This is a genomic window from Paenibacillus sp. 37 (assembly GCF_008386395.1).
GTDB lineage: Bacteria > Bacillota > Bacilli > Paenibacillales > Paenibacillaceae > Paenibacillus > Paenibacillus amylolyticus_B.
Map to the genome: position 1 here is coordinate 6,314,491 of NZ_CP043761.1, position 15,282 is coordinate 6,329,772.

Annotated in this window: 14 protein-coding genes; 2 read left to right on the forward strand and 12 right to left on the reverse strand. The window is 42.9% G+C overall.

Features of this window, described 5'->3' with window-relative positions; translation table 11 throughout:
* Window positions 1-24: 24 nt before the first annotated feature.
* The 3 genes from F0220_RS27130 to secA all read right to left on the reverse strand — a co-directional run bounded on the left by F0220_RS27130 (window position 25) and on the right by secA (window position 5,164).
* A complete protein-coding gene (locus F0220_RS27130) occupies window positions 25-933 on the reverse strand; it encodes a YitT family protein (protein ID WP_091013287.1) in 909 nt (302 codons plus the stop codon).
* 134 nt (window positions 934-1,067) lie between these two features.
* Window positions 1,068-2,181 (reverse strand): peptide chain release factor 2 gene (gene prfB, locus F0220_RS27135; RefSeq protein ID WP_101313559.1). Its coding sequence is split into 2 segments (ribosomal slippage): window positions 1,068-2,108 and window positions 2,110-2,181, totalling 1,113 coding nucleotides; the frame shifts between segments, so codons are not numbered across the junction.
* 478 nt (window positions 2,182-2,659) lie between these two features.
* Window positions 2,660-5,164, reverse strand: a complete 2,505-nt coding sequence (secA, locus tag F0220_RS27140) for a preprotein translocase subunit SecA (RefSeq protein WP_105600085.1) — start codon at window positions 5,162-5,164, stop codon at window positions 2,660-2,662.
* 88 nt (window positions 5,165-5,252) lie between these two features.
* On the opposite strand from secA, the gene F0220_RS32660 reads away from it, so the two are divergent.
* A complete protein-coding gene (locus F0220_RS32660) occupies window positions 5,253-5,420 on the forward strand; it encodes a hypothetical protein (RefSeq protein ID WP_188310506.1) in 168 nt (55 codons plus the stop codon).
* A gap of 531 nt (window positions 5,421-5,951) precedes the next feature.
* Here the strand turns inward: F0220_RS32660 and hpf are convergent.
* Both hpf and F0220_RS27150 read right to left on the reverse strand, forming a co-directional pair.
* On the reverse strand, window positions 5,952-6,515 hold the full coding sequence (gene hpf, locus F0220_RS27145) for a ribosome hibernation-promoting factor, HPF/YfiA family (RefSeq protein WP_017691993.1): 564 nt from the start codon (window positions 6,513-6,515) through the stop codon (window positions 5,952-5,954).
* 410 nt (window positions 6,516-6,925) lie between these two features.
* Window positions 6,926-7,123, reverse strand: coding sequence for a cold shock domain-containing protein (locus tag F0220_RS27150; protein WP_017691992.1), 198 nt, complete (start codon window positions 7,121-7,123; stop codon window positions 6,926-6,928).
* Window positions 7,124-7,719: 596 nt separating this feature from the next.
* Between F0220_RS27150 and F0220_RS27155 the strand changes: the two genes are divergently transcribed.
* On the forward strand, window positions 7,720-8,241 hold the full coding sequence (locus tag F0220_RS27155) for a hypothetical protein (protein ID WP_105600086.1): 522 nt from the start codon (window positions 7,720-7,722) through the stop codon (window positions 8,239-8,241).
* Window positions 8,242-8,681: 440 nt separating this feature from the next.
* On the opposite strand, the gene F0220_RS27160 is transcribed toward F0220_RS27155, so the two are convergent.
* From F0220_RS27160 to csrA, 7 genes are all read right to left on the reverse strand, one after another.
* A complete protein-coding gene (locus F0220_RS27160) occupies window positions 8,682-9,803 on the reverse strand; it encodes a hypothetical protein (RefSeq protein ID WP_105600088.1) in 1,122 nt (373 codons plus the stop codon).
* Between the two features lie 157 nt (window positions 9,804-9,960).
* Complete coding sequence (locus F0220_RS27165) at window positions 9,961-10,302, reverse strand: flagellar protein FliT (protein ID WP_074096609.1); 342 nt, start codon at window positions 10,300-10,302, stop codon at window positions 9,961-9,963.
* The gene (gene fliS, locus F0220_RS27170) at window positions 10,295-10,705 is read right to left on the reverse strand and encodes a flagellar export chaperone FliS (protein ID WP_105600090.1); all 411 of its coding nucleotides are present in this window, start codon (window positions 10,703-10,705) and stop codon (window positions 10,295-10,297) included. The genes F0220_RS27165 and fliS overlap by 8 nt, the downstream gene beginning before the upstream one ends.
* 17 nt (window positions 10,706-10,722) lie before the next feature.
* A complete protein-coding gene (fliD, locus tag F0220_RS27175; protein WP_105600091.1) occupies window positions 10,723-12,600 on the reverse strand; it encodes a flagellar filament capping protein FliD in 1,878 nt (625 codons plus the stop codon).
* 17 nt (window positions 12,601-12,617) lie between these two features.
* Entirely contained in the window at window positions 12,618-13,004 is a 387-nt protein-coding gene (locus tag F0220_RS27180) for a flagellar protein FlaG (protein ID WP_105600093.1), read from the reverse strand.
* A gap of 135 nt (window positions 13,005-13,139) precedes the next feature.
* Window positions 13,140-14,891, reverse strand: coding sequence for a flagellin N-terminal helical domain-containing protein (locus F0220_RS33325; protein ID WP_105600095.1), 1,752 nt, complete (start codon window positions 14,889-14,891; stop codon window positions 13,140-13,142).
* Window positions 14,892-15,036: 145 nt separating this feature from the next.
* Complete coding sequence (gene csrA, locus F0220_RS27190; protein ID WP_074096614.1) at window positions 15,037-15,282, reverse strand: carbon storage regulator CsrA; 246 nt, start codon at window positions 15,280-15,282, stop codon at window positions 15,037-15,039.

The window sequence follows — 15,282 nt, forward strand, 5'->3', positions numbered from 1 at the left end:
TCAATCACCAGTTTCTACACCCGTTCACACATGTTCTCCCCGCTTAAAACCTTCGCCGAGCACTTCGTGCGCGTTACTGATAATGACAAAAGCTCCCGGGTCCACAGACCGGATTAATGCTTTGAGTCTTGGTACCTCATTTTGCCCAACCACGACCATCAGTACGGTTCGTTGATCGTCGGTGTAACCGCCCTTGGCTTCCAGCTTCGTTAATCCGCGATCCAAGTCATCCAGAATCACTTTGCTAATCGCTTCCGTCTGGTTGGAGATAATATAAGCCACCTTGGAGAAACCCAACCCCATCTCAACGGCATCGATCACTTTACCGGTAACATACAACCCAATCAGCGCATAGAGGGATTGCTCCAATGACAATACAAAAGCAGCCATAATAATAACTGTAGCATCCATAATTACGACACACAGAGAATAACTCAGTCCACTGTATTTCTGTACGATTCGGGCAAGAATGCTCATGCCACCTGTTGATCCTCTACCTCGGTATACAATTCCAATCCCTAAACCAACACCAATCCCACCATACAGTGAACCAAGGAGTGGATTCGTTGTTGGGATGGCCCAATCCTTTGTGAGATAGACTAAGAGCGGCAGGACAATACTGCCCAGGACTGAACGAATACCATACTGCTTACCAATAAGCAGAAAACCCGCGATTAGAAGTGGGATGTTAATCGCCCATTGGGTATATGCCGGTTCCCAATTAAGCCATTCCTTGCCCAGGATCGATAACCCGGACACCCCACCTGAAGCGATCTGATTCGGTAATAAAAATAAATTAAAGGCCACTGCAATTAAAAACGAACCTAAAATGATAGATACCGTGTCCACGACGTTTCTCCATGGACCATTGAGTGGAATGAGGCTAGTTATCCTCTTTTTGCGGCTGTTGTGAAGTTGTGATCGTTGTTGCATGTTCTCGTGCTCTCCTTTGTTGGGACTGATCAGTTGTTTGTTCATATTCTCTATATCTTATAAAATGATTCAAAAAAAAGCTCCTGTATACACCAGCATACGCCTACACGTATGGGTCCATACAGGAACTTATATTAATCGGTTTCTACTTTAATCTGGCTACGCAAATAACCATCGATGAATGCATCGAGGTCGCCGTCCATTACTGCCCCTGTATTTCCAGTCTCTACGCTTGTACGGTGATCCTTTACCATACTATAGGGATGGAACACATAGGAGCGAATCTGGCTACCCCATGAAATATCCGACTGATCTCCTCGGATTTCATCCAGCTGTTGTTTTTGCTCTTCAATTTTACGCTCATACAATTTCGAACGAAGCATCTTCATCGCCCGCTCACGGTTCTTGATCTGTGAACGTTCATTCTGACACGTTACAACTACACCTGTTGGAAGGTGGGTAATCCGCACGGCTGAGTCGGTGGTATTGATATGCTGTCCACCCGCGCCACTCGCACGGTAGGTATCAATCTTGAGATCCTCTGTTCGAATGTCCAATTCAATCGTATCATCAATCTCAGGAACCACATCACATGATACGAAGGAAGTATGCCTACGGCCCGAGGAGTCAAAAGGAGAGATTCGCACCAGTCGGTGTACACCCTTCTCGGCTTTCAGATAACCATAAGCATTGTGCCCCTTGATCGACAACGTAACACTCTTGATCCCCGCCTCATCACCTGGCAGATAATCCAATACCTCAACCTTGAAGCCCCGCTTCTCAGACCAACGTGTGTACATCCGGAGCAACATCTGTCCCCAGTCCTGTGACTCGGTACCACCTGCCCCCGGATGAAGCTCTAGAATGGCATCCATCTTATCATACGGCTGGTTCAGGAGAAGTTGAAGTTCGAACTCTGCCACCTTGCTCACGATCGCTGTGACGCTTCTACCGATCTCTGCAGCGAGGTCTTCGTCGCCTTCCTCGTCAGCCAGTTCTACCATCATCACCGCATCATCATAATCCTGTTGGAGTTTGGTGTATTGATCCACAGAACCCTTCACCGCATTTAGCTCAGCAATTACGGATTGCGCCTTGTCACTATCGTCCCAGAAATCGGGGGCAGACATCTTCACTTCGAAGTTGCCGATCATCTCTTGCTTCAGATCTAAGTCAAAGAGACCCCCTAAGGTTTGTTAGTTTTTTGCCTATTTCACGCAGGTCATGCTTCACATTTGGATCGATCATGTGCAATTCCTCTTTTCATTAAGATAAACTCCCCGCATCCAGGGCATTCCTCCAGATCAAGTAAGTGATGCGCCACCCTGGTGTTGAGACTACTGTTATATCAGTATATCTCTTCCCCGTGATCATGGTCATATGATTATAACTATGCACCATTAATCGGTTTTGCATCCTTCACTTCATTCTATGGGATACCCGGCTGCGAGGAGCCGTTCATGTCATGCTATCTAAGTTGACCTCATGCATGTTACACCTGTTACTCCGATTACAGCAGCATCTTCCGATCGCTCTTATCCCCAGATTTTCTTGATTCCCTCTTACAAGGGAAAAATCCGGGGATAGCGTATGCTTCCGATGTAGCTTTCTTGCAGAAAGCTTTTAGGCGAACGCTCCGCTTCTTCAGATTGCTTCTGCACTCTCCGTTATGGTGTAAAATCAAGGTTCAACTTATTACACTATAGTGTATATAAAAACCATCGATCTACTCTTGACCGTGGCAGTGTTTGAACTTCTTGCCACTACCGCATGGGCATGGATCGTTACGTCCGATTTGGTCAGAAACCTTCACTGGACGTTTCTCAGCAGGTTCACCGCTTGTCGAGATCTGACTTTCCTCAACAACCGCTTGACGCTCCTGATTGCTCTCGATCTGTGCTCTCATCACATAAGTCGCTACTTCTTCTTGAATCGAAGCGATCATTTGATGGAACATCTCGAAGCCTTCGAACTGGTATTCACGCAGTGGATCTGTACCACCGTAGGCGCGAAGGTGGATACCTTGACGCAATTGATCCATTGCATCAATATGATCCATCCACTTGCTGTCTACTGCACGGAGCACAACCACTTTCTCGAACTCACGAACCATCTCTTCGCCAATTCGCTCTTCACGTGCATTGTACTTGTTTTGAACTTTCGTGAACAGGAACTCGATAATCTCTTCTGCTTCCTTACCCCACAGATCATCTTTTGTTATCGAACCATCGTCCAGCAATTTGCTGTTCATGTAATCGGCAACTTCCTGCAGCTCCCAGTTTTCCGGAATATCGTCACCACAATGTGCTTCAACGATACGTTCAATGGAAGGTTTGATCATATCCATAACGATTTGTTTAATATTTTCGGACTCCAGTACCTCGCGGCGCTGTTTATATATAATTTCACGTTGTTGGTTCATAACATCATCATATTGGAGGACGACTTTACGTACGTCAAAGTTGTTACCTTCAACACGCTTCTGCGCCGATTCTACTGCACGGGTAATCATTCGGCTCTCAATCGGTTGGTCTTCTTCAAAACCAAGGCGCTCCATCATGTTCAGTACATTGTCTGCACCGAAACGTCTCATCAATTCATCACCCAGTGAAAGGTAGAATTGTGTTGAACCCGGGTCACCCTGACGTCCAGCACGACCACGCAGCTGATTATCAATCCGCCGTGATTCGTGACGCTCTGTACCGATGATATGAAGGCCGCCTACTTCAGCTACACCTTCACCCAAGATAATATCTGTACCCCGTCCAGCCATGTTGGTTGCAATCGTTACTGCACCCGCTTGACCAGCTCCTGAGATGATCTCTGCTTCTTCCGCATGGTACTTGGCGTTCAGTACCTGGTGTTTTACCCCACGGCGTTTAAGCATGTCTGACAGGCGCTCCGAGTTCTCGATCGATACTGTACCTACCAGAACCGGTTGATTCTTGCTGTGGCGTGCCACGATTTCTTCCACAACCGCGTTGAACTTGCCATCTATGCTCTTGTACACAACGTCAGCCATGTCATCCCGTTTGTTAGGACGGTTGGTTGGAATCTGGAGTACTTCGAGACCGTAGATTTTTTTGAACTCTTCTTCCTCGGTTTTCGCTGTACCCGTCATACCCGCAAGTTTACGGTACATCCGGAAATAGTTCTGGAAGGTAATCGTAGCAAGCGTCATGCTCTCGTTTTGTACTTCAATGCCTTCTTTGGCTTCAATTGCTTGGTGCAATCCATCACTGTAACGACGTCCAGACATCAGACGACCTGTGAATTCATCAACGATCATGACTTCCTCATCACTGACCACATAATCCACGTCACGACGCATGATTACGTTCGCTTTCAAACCCTGTACAATGTGATGGTTGAGAGTTACATTGGCATGATCATACAAGTTCTCGATACCAAATGCTTTCTCTGCTTTTGCCACGCCCGCCTCAGTCAACGCTACGGATTTCACTTTAATGTCTACTGTAAAGTCTTCTTCTGGCACCAAACGTTTCACAAAACGATCTGCTGCATAGTATAGATCCGTCGACTTCTGAGCTTGTCCAGAGATAATGAGTGGCGTACGCGCCTCATCGACCAGGATGGAGTCCACTTCATCAATGATACAGAAGAACAATGGACGTTGTACCATTTGCTCTTTGTACAGAACCATGTTGTCACGCAGATAGTCAAAACCAAACTCGTTGTTCGTTCCGTACGTAATATCACATGCATACGCATGCTGTTTCAAAGCATGGTCCATACCGCTCAGGTTAACCCCTACCGTCATGCCCATGAATTCATAGATTTGTCCCATTTCCTGGCTATCCCGCTGTGCCAAATAATCATTGACCGTGACCACGTGAACACCTTTGGACATCAACGCGTTCAGATATACCGGAAGTGTTCCTACCAGCGTTTTACCTTCACCCGTTTTCATCTCGGAAATACGGCCTTCATGCAGAGCGATCCCGCCCAGCATCTGTACATCGTAGTGACGTTTGCCCAGTACACGGCGCGATGCCTCACGTACGGTTGCAAATGCCTCTGGAAGAAGCTCATCTGTTGTTTCTCCCTTTTCAATACGAGCACGGTATTCGTCCGTTTTACCTTTCAGTTGTTCATCAGACAACGCCTGAAATTGTGGTTCCAGTTTATTGATCACATCGACCGTCTTCATCAGACGTTTAACATCACGTTCATTCATGTCGCCGAAGATCTTTTTGACAAGTCCTAGCATGGTATACCCCTTTCGTGCAAAACAGAATAGACCCCCTGTTGCCGCCACGCGACACCATCGGATGGATGTTGCATCCACTTGCCCGGGGGTGACAAACAATATAAAAAGTAATATGGATGAATCAACTCCAGGCTTGCCAAGGGTTCCTCATGAAGCTGATTCGGTATTCAAACGGATTCGGTTATTAAAAACTAGCCGAAGCCCGAGCCTTGCGAATCATGTTCATGGTGCTGTGCCTGTCATTGATTATGATTAGCGATCATTCGTTGACAATTCCTCATCAGGACAATGATTCTCTTTGCATAAATTGTAACAGTTTGTAAGGGCCGCCGCAACACGCCACGGCACACTTCTTTGAACTTCTGAGACATATCAAATGGAGTTTAAGTGCAAAAAATCATAGTCGTTAGCGGAAGCGTTCGATTGTCATGTTTCGTTTTGCGGGATAGACAGCCCTGTCAACAAATTTTGATGGAAAATTTGGATGGAAATCTCAATATCCAGTTCTCGAATGTAGGCGTACAAATATTTTCGCAAGCATCGGAATCTGGCAGTAAACTTTTACAGTTTGTGCTTCTTCTTACTATCTATTAGACGCAGCAGCATAGGGAATAGTTTCACCATTTTATTTCCAAAGGTGATTTCCCAGCTCCTCTACGCACAAAAGAGCCCCATCCCCTACGGGATGGAAGCTCTTGTTAAGTCTAATCCAGGAAAATACAGTCCCTGTCTTCATTATTATTAGATATTAAACGCAAATCCGATCCGATGATCCTGTACGTTAAGATTAACCTTGTTCGATCAATCCGTACTTACCATCGTTCCGTTTGTAAACAACACTCACTTCTTCACTGTCGATGTTGGAGAATACGAAGAAATTGTGTCCAACCATGTTCATTTGGAGGATAGCCTCTTCCACGTCCATTGGTTTCAACATAAAACGTTTCGTCCGTACAACTTCAAAATCATCGTCATCCGTGTCCGCATCCAGTTCAGCTGTAGCTACCGTACCTGTTGGATCTTCAACGAAGAGTGTTTTCAGGCTGCCTTCCTGGCGGAACTTACGGTTAATTTTTGTTTTGTGTTTGCGGATCTGACGTTCCAGCTTGTCCACCACGGAGTCAATGGATGCATACATATCATCGCTCTCATCCTCAGCGCGGAGCACAATGCCTTTCAAAGGGATCGTCACCTCTACCGTATGCAAACCTCTCGTCGTGCTCAATGTAACAGCACCGTCAGAGTTAAGGGGTGCATCGAAATACTTCTCGAGTCTACTCAACTTTTTGTCGACATAATCCTTCAAAGCATCAGTAACCTCGATTTGTTGACCTCGAATACTTAAATTCATAGGGCACTCCTCCTTTTTCCTTTGCCACTTCATTATAACACGAATGTAAGCGCCATGTAAAAACTCCCGGTGACCGAATAATGACATCTGTTCAAGCCACATCTGCCAACGTAGGCATAGCGCCATATTTCGCGATATTTCATCATATTCAGCCATAATCGAATATTTACATGGTATGTTTTATTAGGCGCTTGATGATGTATTTAACCGTTTTTGAGCTACCTCAATCTAATATGTAAAATGAACTCTTGAATCTATTAAATTCAATAGAAAAATGTTCCTGGGATGATTCTCAAATCTCTAATCTATTTAATCAAAAAAAGACCCCGGAAAGTACCGGAGTCTGATGCTAGCGATAATTCAATTTGGTAACCATCTAACCATATATGTAGGTCGGATTGTCCGGATGATTATAATTTGATTACGTTAGCTGCTTGCGGTCCACGCGCGCCTTCGACGATGTCGAATTCTACGGATTGACCTTCTTCCAAAGTTTTGAATCCTTCGGTTTGAATTGCGGAGAAATGTACGAATACGTCGCCGCCATCTTCAGTCTCAATGAAACCGTAACCTTTTTCTGCGTTGAACCATTTTACTTTACCTTGCATGCACTAACATTCCCTTCGTCATCAAATGAAGTGAAGCTTTCGGCCTTAACCTCTGCCCACAATTCAGATAATACCATCCAAAGTTATCTATTGTCAATTGGAAAAGTAAATGTTTTCTTGGAATTTTTTGTAGATTAATTGGGGATTGTGTTGAAAGGTGGGATGACTTGAATATATCAGGAAATTGGCGGGTTGGTAAGTCTATTTTCAGCTATTTATTATGATCATTAATAGATTTCGTTAACACAACTCCTTAGCTACCAATTACAAAAAGTAGGATTTGATGGTGAACGATTAAGCAGAAGAACTAAAAAAAACCAGTCGCTTATCCTTCACACTTCGCGATGCATACCAAACGCAATATACAGTCTATATTTTTGCTTAAGATGAAAAAAAATCAACTCTAAAGGAGGAAGATTTCTGGACCAATAACAAACCCGGTGACATTACATATACAGGCACTTATCGCGCAGCTTTGTTGAAGAAAGGAGACTCTTACGGTACAGTACAATCCGCGGACCTTGATCTTCATTTTATAACATTACCTCAAACCTGGCATTACACCATTAAGAGCAAAGGATACGGGTACACCCGATATGCTACTCATCACAGAGTGGGGATCGTCCAACTTCAATCTAGCTAAACCATTCATCATACGTTCAGGCATATTGCAACCCTTAAAATTCGTAGATAACAAAGGTAAAAAGTTAAATGATTTTGATTTCTACCCTGCTGGCAGAGATGACGGCATACGTATGTTATCTGGTTCCCGAGTGCAATTCAAGTTCTATAATAACACTGTATTTAAATATGAGATAGAAACCTTCAAACTCAATATTAGTAAATTGGAGTTGTGTTTAAGTGACACTCGCTATGTTAATTTTAATCAGCCTAACTGGCCTAATTCAGGAATCGGGGATCGTGCCTATCTTGAAAATCTGAAGACATCTGTAATGAAAGGAACTCTGCCGAATCAGCCCAATATCAAGCTGGGCATGACCCACAAATCTCTGCTTAATACATTAAAAAAAGCTAAACTCAGAGAGAACGGCGAATGGGGAGCATATTACGTTTATTCGCAATACGCGATCGGTTTTAATCCTATTTACATGAACTGAATAATGATTCAAAAGTTAAAGTCTTCAACCTGTTCTCAGAGCAACGTAATCTCTATCCCGAAATGGTTAAGTTGTGGCTAGGTAAGCCCTCAGACAGAATATTTAAATGAAGCAGAAGGCGGATATGACATGATCTATAAATATGGTTCCCGCACACTATCCTTCATTATCTCGAAGAAGATGAACAAATTCATCTGATTTCCATCTACTAGTTAAGCCAGACCGGGAATCGTTGGATTACAAAACTTAATCAAACTTCACGAATTCGAAGTTGTAGGAAACTGATTGTAAGACATAGAGTCAGTGGAATCTAACGCTAATAACATGTAACTTTACACAGAAAAAATTAATAAAAGCTCATCGTAAAATTCTACGATGAGCTTTTATTATTTGAGTCAACTTTTCCAATATTCGAATCCAGTACTTTTAAATGTCTTAAATTATCTATAATAAACAACAGAAGGGAATGCCTCTATCCCCTTGGCATACCAATAGTTCAAGCTACTCGCGAAATCAATAACCTTTTTCTTATCCAAGTCATAAACCAAGAGGTCGGGATCACCAAGCATATCAATTTCATCAAGTCTGCGAGGTGTTGTTCTGCCTTGAACATCTTCAAATGTACTCCAGCTGGAAGTAGGAACCCCAGAAACGAAATTAGAACGGAATGAGGTAAATAAAGTTCCTTTATCTAGAGTTATGAAAACAGCATTATCAGACTGCGCATATTGAGATGTATACTTAAGTGGAATTGTGACACTTTTAATCCGTACATCATCAATATCATGATTTATGGACGAATGCGCTCCACCGCTTGTAAAGGTATATTCCCTTGCCCATGTGAGATGAGCATTGATATTACTTAAAGCCGAGGTATTCCCAATCTTTTCTCCATTTACAGTAATATCACCATTAGGATACTCCATCACTGCCGAGATTAGGTTCTCAGAGTACGAAGTAAGCTTCGCCGTATTGGCAGGGTTACTCGGATCAGGAACCACAGAAGGATTCGCCATATTGGCATGGATGCTGTACGAGTCCCCTACACTGCCTGTAGACGTAACTCGGAGGCCCCAGTCACCTGCAGCTAAATCCGTTGCAAATCTGATCTCGCCTGCCTTGCCCCAAAATGGTGTTGGAGTTGCAGTTCCTGTATGCCAATCAATTGAATACAAATCAACTCTGTAATTAGCATTAGCAGATCTTAACTGTGTCAGGATTGTGCGATCAGTTGGCACACTAAAAAACCAAAAATCTGCTGGGTCAGCTGCAGTCAAACTGTCACTAAAACTTATTCGATCGCCCGTCACGTTAAAATTGGACAGAATAGAAATCTCAGGACGATCAACCTCAATCTTTTTACCTCTAGCAAACCCTTTAGTTGAAAAACTTCCTTCAGGAAATTCTAACTTGGAGACATTGTTAGGCAGTTCAAGCTGGACAGGCTTCGGACTCTCTTCATTGATTTCAGCAGATTCTGCCCATGTTGTTCCACTCCATGATCCGCTTATTAATGTGAAGCCTAGTAAACATTTAGAAACTACTAATAATACTTTTTTCATAGCAATTCTCCTTTTATGTATTTTCATAACAATTATATATTCGACAAAATCAGATACATTCCCTTCTTTTTATTACAAATAAAAACAAATAAAAGAAAACCTGTATGCATTGATCGACTAATTAAGTCAAGCAACGCATACAGGTTTAGTAAAATAATCATTTCTTTTTGTCCATTAAAAAACTATCTGGTGTATAACCTGACTCATAAGCATTTCGCTGTGTTTTGGCTTGTCCTCGTTTATGCAACCAGTCCTGAGCTTCTAATCGCAGAACATTCATACGTGCTACAATTTCGTTGTCGTTGCCCAAGAGCTGTTCGATCTCTATCTTCTCAGTTACACTTGCGGGCTGGAGAGAAAACTGCTCCACAAGTCCATTAATAATAACTTGGCGCTCTTCAACGAAAGCTTCGAGTTGCTCATACTCAGCTTCATATAACACGTCCATGATATTACTTGTCAGCTGCTGTAACTGAGTCAGATATGACGATTTATCCATGAGCACTTTCAGTAGTAACAGGTGGTGCTTCCTGACCTGCAACAATCTTAGAAGCTTGTAGCCACGTTTCACGAAGATCCGTTAAATATCCTACTGCTTCTTTAGCTTTGGTTACATCTTTGCGAACGTTTGCCTCCACAAGCAGATGATTTGTGTATTCATATAATGAATGCAGACTCTTAGAAATATCGTAAGAACGGTCCAAGGTACTCATCAATTCACTAATAATGGTCTGGGCTTTCCCCAAATTCAGACTTGTCTTCTCATTATCCTTCTGGGTCAATCCATCAATAGCTGTCTTTACAAAACGAATTGCTCCATCATACAACATAATGACCAATTGCGCCGGATTTGAAGTCTGAACTGAGGATTGACGGTATTTATCATAAGGAGATGTAATCAAAAGTCTCACCCTTTATATTAAGATTGTCCTAAACTGGAAAAGAGACTGGACGACTGTGTTTGCATCTTGTTCATTGCCGCTTCCATCGCAGCAAATTGTTTGTAGTATCTGTCTTCTGTTCGTTGCAAGTTGGTTTGCATCATCAGAATTCGATTATTATAATCTTTCATTTTACGACCCATGATGTTTTCATCACGGAATGCGCTTGTTACATCTGTTGTATATCTGTTGGTCCCGGCGCGTTGGTAGACTTTCTCAATTGCGTTAGATACCTTGTCTGCCAATTTGTCGAACAAGCCTTCTTTAGGAGCGTTTGCTGGCCCCTGAAATAGATCGAGTGCAAGCTGTGGATTAGAACTAATCATACCTTTAAGCTTTGTTTCATCCAATATAACTAACTTACCATTCTCTGAATAGTTTCCTGTTGTAATACCCAAGGCACTCAATGGACCGAGTTTCTCCGTGATCACTTGACGCATTTCGGACAATACAGTTTTAATGATATCGTCATTTTTAAGCAAACCACTTTTTGCCTTTTCAGTCCAAGTATTGATCTCGGTTTCTTTCAATTCTTTCTTCTGCTCATCTGTTAGAGGTTTAAAGTCACGATACTTCGTCTCCTCAACCTTTGAGTTTAGAGCCTTTATCAGGCTATTATAATCTTCGATAAAGCTCTTAATAGATTCCAGTGCCTTATCTGGATCACTTTGATTTTTGATTACAGCTAAATTATCAGTTGTGCCCGTCTTAGTAACACCCAACAAAGTGATTTGTACTCCGTTGAGAGAAAAAGAATTGCTCTTGATCCCCTTTATAGCTTCACCATTCACCGTAACAATTGCATCTTTACCTACAGTAGCAGTATATGGAGCACCATCCTCATAAGACTTAATTCCTTTGAACAAACTCATAAATTCGTAGGATCCACCGCTCATCTTAAGCTCCTTATCCACTTGAGCAGTAATGCTTAATCTCCCATCCTCGAATTTTGCTATTGCATCAGAACCAGAACCATTGATTTTATCTAGCACATCAGATATCTTATCAGTTTCACTAAAGTTTAGAGTTTTACCATTTAGAACGAAACTGTACGTTTTGGCAGGTGCACCTGGTTCTGGATCTTTACCACCATTCAACTTGTAGAGATCAGCCAGTGTTTTGTCGGCTGTAACACCGGTACCTGGACCGTTTGTTTCAATCAAAGTCTTTTTAGAAAATAGAGCCATTATGGAATTCCCACCGCTAGGCGTTTCCACCGTAACCGTATTACCTTCTCCACCTGTTTTAGAAGCAATAGACAACTTACCTGTGATTTCATCATAAGTTGCAACTGCATTTGCCTGAGCATTGGAATTTATGGTCGAGACCAGTGTAGAGATCGAAGTCATTCCATTAAACAACGATTTTCCATCTTTATCTGTGAAGCTTACACCATTAATCTTGATATCAAAACCCTTTTGGAGGTATTTGGCCAAATCCGCTGAACCCATCTTAGATAGGTCTACGCCTTCCAAAGCCGCCAGTGATGTGGAACCACTAACCCCTTGGCCAAGCCCAGATGTTGTGATGGTTGCACTTTCGGCCAGCTTTTCAACACTAATCCTCATTTCAACTCCACTAGCGGTTGCTGACGCTTCAGCTTTGACCGCATCAGTGTTTCCGGTGACTGTTGCTTTGTTGGCATTCAACGCCGTGGAATTTCCGTATTTTGTAATTAACTTATTCGTTCCGAAATCATATAGTTTACTGCTCAATTCACGATAGCTTTCCCGTTGCCATTGCAGAAGTTGCTTTTCCTGATTGAGTTTATCTAAAGGCACACGCTTCGTCGCCATCATACTCTTAACCATACTTTCAATATCCATACCGGAAAATCCATTAATACGTGTAACCATTTTGCCACCTCCGTAATCTATATTTTCTCATCAATTAAGATACCCGCAATTTCCATCATCTTGGCTACTAAATCCAACGTTTTCTCCGGTGGTATCTCACGGAGCAATTCCCCAGTTTCCTTATTTAAAACTTTGACCATGATATCATGTGTCTTCTCATGAATACTAATATCTAATGTCGTTTCCGGACCTTGCAAGGCTTTCACCGCTCGATCAATGTTGCGGATCAGCAGTTCTTCCCCTACAGATAAGTGTACACCTTGTTTTTCTTTGGCATAAGCTTCCTTCGCTGTCCTGATGTTTGCTGTGTCGGTTACCGCTTGAGAAGCGCCTGCTGGGTGCTGCACCTCAGTAGCAGGGTTTGTTACAGATGAGGCAGCAGATAAGGAAAATTGAATATTCACCCTTGAACGACCTCCAACCTTTTCGCATTTATAATATATATCGGCGTATACTCTCACCAGCTTTAGGAAATATGTAAAATCTAATAAAAAAACCTTGGATCAAAGATCCAAGGTTTAGTATAGAGCTTGATAAAATTAACGAAGCAATTGCAGAACACCTTGTGGCGCTTGGTTTGCTTGTGCCAACATCGCTTGAGCTGCTTGAGCCAAAATGTTGTTTTTCGTTTGTTGCATCATTTCTTTCGCCATGTCAACGTCACGGATACGGGATTCAGCAGCTGTCAGGTTCTCAGAAGCTGTTCCCAAGTTGTTGATTGTGTGCTCCAGACGGTTTTGAGTAGCACCCAGTTTAGAACGTTCGCTGGATACAGTTGCAGTTGCTTTATCCAGAACTGCGATTGCAGCAGCAGCGCCTTCTTTCGTAGAGATGTTCAAAGCAGCTTCGCCTTTAACATCATTCGTTCCATCAGTAACTGTATTATCTTTAGTGAAACCAGCATCGCCAGCTTTACCAGTGATACCCAGAGCGGAAGAACGCATGTCGCCAATGGACAGGCTCATGGATTGACCAGTGTTAGCACCGATTTGGAAAGAAGTTTCGAAGTTCTTTTGAACTCCGCCATCTTTCAAAGTGATTCCGTTTCCAGCTTCGCCTTTAGCGTTTGCTGTGATTACCAATTTATTGGTATCAGCACCTGCTGTACCTACTGAAAGTGTTACACCTTCAATTTTGGTAGCAAGAGTGTCTACAATCGCTTGAGCAACGTCACCAGCACCTACAGTAGCACCAGTTTTAGTCAAAGCACTAATGTTAACTCCTAATGCGCTTCCTTTGTACTCACCTTTTGTTGCATCGTAGAACTCAACTTGTTGACCGTTAATTGTTAAACCAGTACCAAGCAATTTCTCTGCTGCAGCTGGAGAATTTACACTTGTAAAGTCAAGAGTTCCTTTAGCATCAGTGTAAGTTGTAGTACCTACAGAAGCTACTCCATCAGTTGCGGCCCAAGCCAATGTTCCAGTGCTTGTCGCTTTTGCAATGTTACCAGCAGAACCGTCAAACTTCCCACCATTTTCTTTATCTACAGCAGTGATAGTAACTTTACCTGTTCCATCAGCAGTTGCAGTGTAACTACCTTTCAATTTCTCATTGCTGTCAATAACTTTTTGCAGGGCATCTGCAATTGCAGTACCAGTAGTTACAGCGCTAGGTGTAGCAGCTATTGCTACATTCGCGGAATTAGAGGTAACATCATAACCCTTTGAATCAAAAGTTGCAGCAGTACCATTAGATCCAGATGCAGTAAAGCTGATCTTCAGATCTTCACCATTCAATGTAAACGTAGCTGTGTCACCAGCTGCAGCATTTGCAGTTGCTGTCAATGCTTGTGTAGCTGCTGCGTTGTTTGTAACACCATTAGCCAAGAATCCGTCTTTCGCTACTCCAGTACCTGTAAGGTTAGATTTACCGTCACCTTGCAACAATTTTTGAGTATTGAACTCAGTTGTGTTACCGATACGGTTGATTTCGGAAGTCAGAGCGTTCATTTCATCTTGCAGCGCTTGACGATCGGAATCTGTGTTTGTTCCGTTAGCAGATTGGTTAGCAATCTCGCGTTGACGTTGCAGGATGGAGTGAGTTTCGTTCAAAGCACCCTCAGCTGTTTGGATCAAAGAGATACCATCTTGAGCATTACGGGAAGCTTGGTCCAAACCGCGGATTTGACCGCGCATTTTTTCGGAAATTGCCAAACCTGCAGCATCGTCACCAGCACGGTTGATACGAAGACCGGAAGACAATTTTTCGATGTTTTTATTAGTGTTACCTGTGTTGATGGACAATTGGCGGTGAGTGTTCAACGCCGGTACGTTATGGTTGATAATCATTAGAGTGTTTCCTCCCTGAAGATAAATTAGTTCCACATCCATGTGGTAAACGCCGCGACATTAAGGTCGGCCGCCCTGCCGAAGCAGCGTCTAAATTATATATCGACGGAAGGTGAGCAACTGTTTATAGCAAATTGGAATATTTTTAATCTTTTTTATTTTCTGTTTTTCTTAAACGTTCCATAAACGCTTCAATATTGGCTGCGAGAGGTGTAGCTGACTCCCGATTCGCTTCCTGAATGGACGCGTAGATCTCCTGCCGAAAGATATCTATATGCTTAGGTGCAGAAATACCGATTCGTACGGTATCTCCTTCTACAGCAAGTACGGTCACCTCAATATGATCCTGAATCACAATGGATTCGCCTTTTTTACGAGATAATACCAGCAT